Below are 6,377 nucleotides of genomic sequence, written 5' to 3' on the forward strand. Positions count from 1 at the left end.
TTAAAAAAATATAAAAATTTAAAATGCAAAAAGGATAAGTCAATGATGAGATCACTTTGGTCTGGTGTTTCAGGCCTACAAGCCCACCAGATAGCCATGGACGTAGAAGGCAACAATATCGCAAACGTTAATACTTATGGTTATAAATACAACCGTGCAAATTTTGCTGATATACTAAGCCAAACTCCAAGAGTCGCTACTGCTCCACAAGGTCAGCTAGGCGGTCAAAATGCTATGCAAATAGGTCTAGGAACGACTATAAACTCAACTACAAGAATTTTCTCACAAGGCACACTAACATCTACTGATAAGCAAACAGACCTTGCACTTCAAGGAAATGGTTTCTTCGTCGTATCTCCAGATGGCGGAACAACAAGATACTATACAAGAAATGGTGACTTTGTCCGTGATAAAGCTGGAAATTTTGTAAACAATAGTGGTTATATCGTTCAAGGCTGGACAAGAGATGAAGAGACTGGCACTATCGACTCAACTGGACCGATAAAAAATATTGTGATCAAAGAGGGTCTTACTACTCCAGCAAGAGCGACAACAGAAGTAAAGATAAAAGGCAACCTTGACTCAGGCAACACCATCGACCAAAGAAGCACTCCTATTTATTCACTAGACTCTGTTGCTGGCGGACGTGACTATAACAATGACGGAATTTTAAATGCAAACGAAGTCCATAACGAGAATGATACAAATAACGATGAGTTTTATACGAACTCAAGAAAAGAACAAAGCTTAACAGAGCGTGGTGTCGATCTTGGTGTTACATTTGATGAGCTTGGAAATGGCCTTGCTTTAAGAGATGGACAAGGTATCTGGGTAAGCTATGCAAATGCTAAAACTGAAAAATTTACAGTAGGAAGTGGATTACCACAAAGTATCGGACAGATAAATCCAAAAGCAACACTTAATATCACAATAAATGGCACAAACATCAAATCTCAAGATAATGCAATATCAAGTATCAGTGATGTTGCAGCTGCGATCAATGCTCAGTATAATAAAACTGGCGTTAGAGCTGAAATTTCAGAAGGCAATAAACTAACACTTATAAATAGAAACAACTCAGGCACTACTGAAGAGACAAAAAATATCCATCTAAAATTAAATGGTGGAAATACTGTTACTGGTTTAGCTGATAAAGATATCATCACAGCTTATCAATATGTCTATACAAGCTCACAAACAACAGCTGTTCACCCAAATAACGATAAAATCGCAAGACAAGTAACAACAACAGAAGATCTTCGCGCTGCTATGCAAGAAGATGCTAGAAACCACGTTGACTACAACGGAGATGGCCAAATAAACGCAAACTCAGATGCACTTGACGCTGCAAAACTAGCAACCGCAGCACATAGAATAGCGCCTGGGACTGGCGGGGCAGCCATAACTAACACTGCATATCGAACAGCTTATACCACTGCTTATACCACTGCTTATAATAATACAACTGGTACGGTGGATCAAAAGCAAGCTGCTGGTCATGCAGCTGGTGTAGCGGCACTTCAAGCACTTGCAGGTGATGATACAAACGATGGTGTAAAGGTTACTGTAAATAAATTAGGCCAGTTTCAACTAGAAAACCCAACAAACGAAATAGCTGATCAAGCCCTTTATATGACAACAACTGCTCTTACAAAGCCAGCTCAAGGTACAAATAATTCAGCTATAAATGAAAATGTTAGACTTACAACTATTATGAAAGCACTTGATGGCGCACTAAGCCCGGGCCAAGCTCTAAGAGCAAGTGGAAAGATGATGATGTCAAGCCACGGCTCAACGGCAGAAATTTTTGACTCACTTGGCTCAAAACACACAGTTAGTATCAAATGGACAAAGACAGGCACTACAACAGATGGTGGAACTGAGTGGAGTATGGTTATACAAGTACCAGAACCAGCTAAGATAAACTACACAGGCGAAGGCCCGGATAACGTTATAACTGGAACAGCTAGATTTAACGCAAATGGCTCACTTGCAAGTTTCCACCCAGCAACGATAACATTTTCAGCTAACAACGGCTCACAAAGTGGCCAAAACATTAGTTTAAATTTTGGTCTTGGAACTGACTTTAACGGCTTAACAAGCTTTGATAAAGACTCATCAACTGAATCAATCTCGCAAGATGGCTACACAGGCGGCACATTAAACGGCATAAAAATAGATGAGACTGGAACGATAATAGGCTCATTTTCAAATGGTCAAAGCTTTGGCCTGGCTAAAGTAGCACTTGCTACCTTTACAAACAACGAAGGTCTTCAAAGCGAGGGTGGAAATGTCTTTTCACAAACCGCAAACTCAGGCGAGGCAGTTATCGGTGCAGCTGGTACAGGCGATAAGGGAACGATCGCAGCTTCAAAACTTGAAGCTAGTAACGTCGATCTAAGCCGTGCGCTAACAGATCTTATCGTAATCCAAAGAGGTTTCCAAGCAAACTCAAAAACGATCACAACAAGTGACGAGATGCTAAATACACTTCTTCAATTAAAACAATAATAACTAAGACTTTTACAAAAGGGAGCGTTTGCCTCCCTTTGAAATTTATGCTTTAAATTTACAAATAAAATCAGCCTTCTTTTTGTAAAATGTTAAAAAATTTTACAAAAGAGAAAAAATGCAAGTAACACTACTAAATCACACTCCACTAAATATTTGCTCTCACGCTATCCGCACATGCTGGCAAAGCTTTGATAAAAGCGATAACGGTGGCGAAAAAGATGTTGAGCTAATAGATAGAGTAGGCAATAAATTTAAACACGCCTCGACCTTAGAGCACCTATACTACAACTTCTACATCCAAGGTATCTCTCGTGCGCTACTTCAAGAGCTAGCTCGTCACCGCTTGGCAAGTCTAAGCGTCAAATCAACTCGCTACACGCTAAAAGAGCTAAAAAAAGAGGAGAAATTTGAAGTAGGGCAGTTTGAACGTGCGGCTAAATTTATCGTACTAACAAATGACGAGCTAGTCGATAACGCAAGCATAAAAGCACTTGAAAATTTACGTGAAATTTTAGCCTCAACTACAAAAAGCCTTGATATAGTTAAATACTGCTTGCCAGAGTGCTATAAAACTGAGCTTACATGGAGTATAAACGCTAGAAGCTTGCAAAATTTCATCTCTTTAAGAAGCTCAAAATCAGCCCTTTGGGAGATAAGAAATTTAGCAAATGCCATCTACTCTGCCTTACCTGATGAGCATAAATTTATATTTGAGAGATGTTTGCCAGATGATGAGTCAAACTAACACTTATGTTAGTGCGGTTTGTGGTTTAGAAGTGATGAAATAGGCAAATTTACTTTTGTAAAATGTAAAGAAGTTCGTCTACGTGGATATTTCTAGCTTTTAAATTTCTGCTACCACGGTAGGCGTTGTATTTTTTACGAAGCAGATGAACCTTGCCCATTTTGTTTAAATTTTTATCAAACTCATCTTGGTTGATAAAGCCTTCCGAGTTAAATGAAATCAGAACAAACTTCGACTTTAAATTTGCTATCAGCTCGAAAAATGCCTCGCTTGCTGATGATTTTTTATTAAAGACTGATCTGTTCCAATCCTTTGCAATGCCTGAAACTTTTGAAATTTTACTTGGCTCTTCGTAGCTTGCGATGAGATTTAGCATGAAGTAGTTTGAGCCGTATGGGTGCTGGTTATATGGCGGATCAAGATAGACTAGATCAAGCCCATCAAGCTCTTTTGCGAGCAAATTTGCATCCTTTTGATAGACCTCAAATGGCACACTAAAATTTGAAAAAATTGGCTTAGTCAAATTTATATCAGAAGTGATCCTTGAGATGGCATTTTGTCCCCTGCCACCAAACTGACCGATGCCCTCTTTATTTTTATGAAAACCTTTAAAAATTCCACTTGTATTTGCATGCACGCTTGCATTATAAAGAAGTGGAGCTATGAAGAAATTTTTCATTTCAGCTGGCACTAACTCATCTATGAGCCTTCTTGCTGTATCAATAAAAATGGCATTTTTTCTAGTATAAAAAACCCTCTCACCCTCGGTAATATTTTTATCATCTTGTGGGGCGTAAAGCCTTGTTATAAAGCCCTCAAAAAGGTTGTTTTCTATCTCTTTTTCAAGCTTTTTTTGCCAGAAATTTATCTCATTTCTTAGCTCATTTGTGGCGTTTTGCAGGTAGCATGAGTTTGTGATAAAGCTATAAAACTCCAAGTCGTTTGCGACTAAAAATTCGCTATTTTGTTTTAAAAACCTAGCCACCACGCCACTTCCACTAAAGAGGTCGCAGCAGCTAAGCTTATCTTTTTTAAGCTCGTCTTTTGCGTATTTTACGCCTAGATCTATAAAGCCTAAAAGAGAGCGTTTATTACCAAGATAGGTTAAAATTTGCTCTTTTAGATAGGCTTGATTTTCTTGTTTTATTGGCTTCAAATCAGTGCTTTTTTAGTCCCATAGCATCAACGTCAAGCTTGATCTCATCGTTGTTTATGATGACTAAGCCGTGATCTAAAATTTTCTTTGCTATGGCGTGTGCTTCATCAAGTGAGTGCATCTTGTAAGTACCGCATTGAAATTTATTTAGCTCTGGGATTTTATCTTGGTCTTTGACTTCTAAAATATCTTTCATAGAGGCTAACCATGCCTTTTTTACGGCTTCTTCGCTAGGTATGCCGATCACACTCATATAAAAGCCAGTTCTACAGCCCATCGGCGATATATCAATGATCTCCACGCCATTGCCGTTTAGGTGGTTTCTCATAAAGCCAGCAAACAAATGCTCTAATGTGTGAGTACCTTTTTCTGGCAAAATTTCTTCATTTGGCTTGCAAAACCTCAAGTCAAAAACGCTGATATCATCGCCCTTTGGCGTTTTCATACTTTTTGCTAGTCTTACTCCTGGGGCTTGCATTTTTACATGATCTACACAAAAACTATCAAGTAATGGCATATCTTCTCCTTTAAATTTTTGGTAATTCTATCGTAAAAAATGTTTAAAAATTTAAAGGCTCATGCAAAATTTCACATAAGCCTTGTAATATTTGAATGTTTGTGGGTATCAAAATAATAAAAATTTTACTTACTATTATAAATTTCTCATATATTCTGTACTATAAATACCTTGAATACGTCTTTCCATGTCACCATACCAACTTTTTGGAAGAGTGGTAAGAGAGTTAAATTTCTCTAGTAAATTTAAATTTTCATTTGGTGCGCAAAAGAGCCTATTTACCTCCAAAATGCTCATGCCAACTTCATCCTTTTTGATGATCTCTATGGTGTCACCTGCCTTGCATGATCCTGGAGTGATGACGCGGTAGTACCAGCCAGTTAAGCCAGTTTCAAAGATGTGAGTAGCCATATTTTCATTGCCCCATCTTTTTGAGAGCTTAAAACAAGGCTTTCTTGGCTGCGATACTTGAAGAACTAGTGAGCCGATTTTATGTATATCACCTACACAGACACTACTCTCATCAAGACCGCCAATGCATAAATTCTCACCCATAGCTCCATAAGCTAAATTTTTAAATCCCAAAAATTTCTCCCACTGGGCATAGTTTGAAAACGAATTTGCAAATATAGCTTTTTCTGGGCCTCCATGGTGCTTTGTATCAGCGACGCTATCGCCCACAAATCCAAGTTCATTTGCGAAAATTTCACCATTTTGAGCCACTTTAAATATAGCTGAGCTCCAAGGTGTATTTAGCTTGTCAGTCGCACTTTGCGAGCCGTAATTTTTTACCTCGCCAATTAATAATGCTTTTACTATTGCCATCTTTTTCCTATCAAAATTTTAGCTTATTCTTAAATTATTTGCGTGAGTTAGCGCGATCGCGATCGCGTCGGTTATATCAAGCGGTTTTATCTCTTTGTTTATGCCTAAAATTTTCTTCACCATAAATGCCACTTGCTCTTTGTCAGCTTTGGCCTTGCCAGTGACAGTTTTTTTCACTTGAAGTGGTGTATACTCGGCAAAATCACCATGAAGCTGTAAAATTTTAAGGCTAAGTGCTCCACGAAACTGAGCGAGCTTTAAAACCGTTTTTGGATTGTAAGCAAAAAATATATCTTCGATCGCGACCTCGTCAAATTTATGATTTTTAAAGATGAGGTCAAGCCCCTCGCAAAGCTCAGTAATCTGATATTGAAGTGTGTTTGGTTTTATTTTTATGAGTCCTGCTTCAAGAAGAGTAGTTTTAAATTTAGTTTTTTCAAGTATCGCATAACCGCAATTCTTCGTTCCTGGATCGATTCCTAAAATTTTCATCACTATCTTTTCAATACTTTTTCACGACTTTTTCACGATGTGAAAAAGTTTGTCAGAGTTTAACAAAGGTTTTATTAAAATTAAGATAGTATCACTATAAAAATTCTCGAAATCTAAGGCATGAAAAT

At 38.0% G+C, this 6,377-nt stretch carries 6 protein-coding genes; 2 read left to right on the forward strand and 4 right to left on the reverse strand.

The window, feature by feature from the left end; genetic code table 11:
- The first annotated feature begins 42 nt into the window (after positions 1–42).
- Together flgE and thyX are read left to right on the forward strand one after the other, a co-directional pair.
- Entirely contained in the window at positions 43–2,511 is a 2,469-nt protein-coding gene (flgE, locus tag CVT15_RS09755; RefSeq protein ID WP_103576778.1) for a flagellar hook protein FlgE, read from the forward strand.
- Between the two features lie 118 nt (positions 2,512–2,629).
- A complete protein-coding gene (gene thyX / locus CVT15_RS09760) occupies positions 2,630–3,259 on the forward strand; it encodes an FAD-dependent thymidylate synthase (RefSeq protein ID WP_103576779.1) in 630 nt (209 codons plus the stop codon).
- A 49-nt stretch (positions 3,260–3,308) separates the two neighbouring features.
- Here the strand turns inward: thyX and CVT15_RS09765 are convergent, their stop codons facing one another.
- From CVT15_RS09765 to ruvC, 4 genes are all read right to left on the reverse strand, one after another.
- Positions 3,309–4,415, reverse strand: a complete 1,107-nt coding sequence (locus CVT15_RS09765) for a DNA adenine methylase (protein WP_103576780.1) — start codon at positions 4,413–4,415, stop codon at positions 3,309–3,311.
- Between the two features lies 1 nt (position 4,416).
- Positions 4,417–4,932 (reverse strand): S-ribosylhomocysteine lyase, encoded by a 516-nt coding sequence (gene luxS / locus CVT15_RS09770; RefSeq protein WP_103576781.1) that lies wholly within the window; start codon positions 4,930–4,932, stop codon positions 4,417–4,419.
- Positions 4,933–5,067: 135 nt separating this feature from the next.
- Positions 5,068–5,757: an MOSC domain-containing protein gene (locus CVT15_RS09775; RefSeq protein ID WP_103576782.1), complete on the reverse strand. Its 690-nt coding sequence runs from the start codon at positions 5,755–5,757 to the stop codon at positions 5,068–5,070.
- 18 nt (positions 5,758–5,775) lie between these two features.
- The gene (ruvC, locus tag CVT15_RS09780) at positions 5,776–6,255 is read right to left on the reverse strand and encodes a crossover junction endodeoxyribonuclease RuvC (protein WP_087578096.1); all 480 of its coding nucleotides are present in this window, start codon (positions 6,253–6,255) and stop codon (positions 5,776–5,778) included.
- Positions 6,256–6,377 lie beyond the last annotated feature (122 nt).

Source organism: Campylobacter concisus, assembly GCF_003048595.2.
In the GTDB taxonomy this organism is placed as follows: Bacteria; Campylobacterota; Campylobacteria; order Campylobacterales; family Campylobacteraceae; genus Campylobacter_A; species Campylobacter_A concisus_L.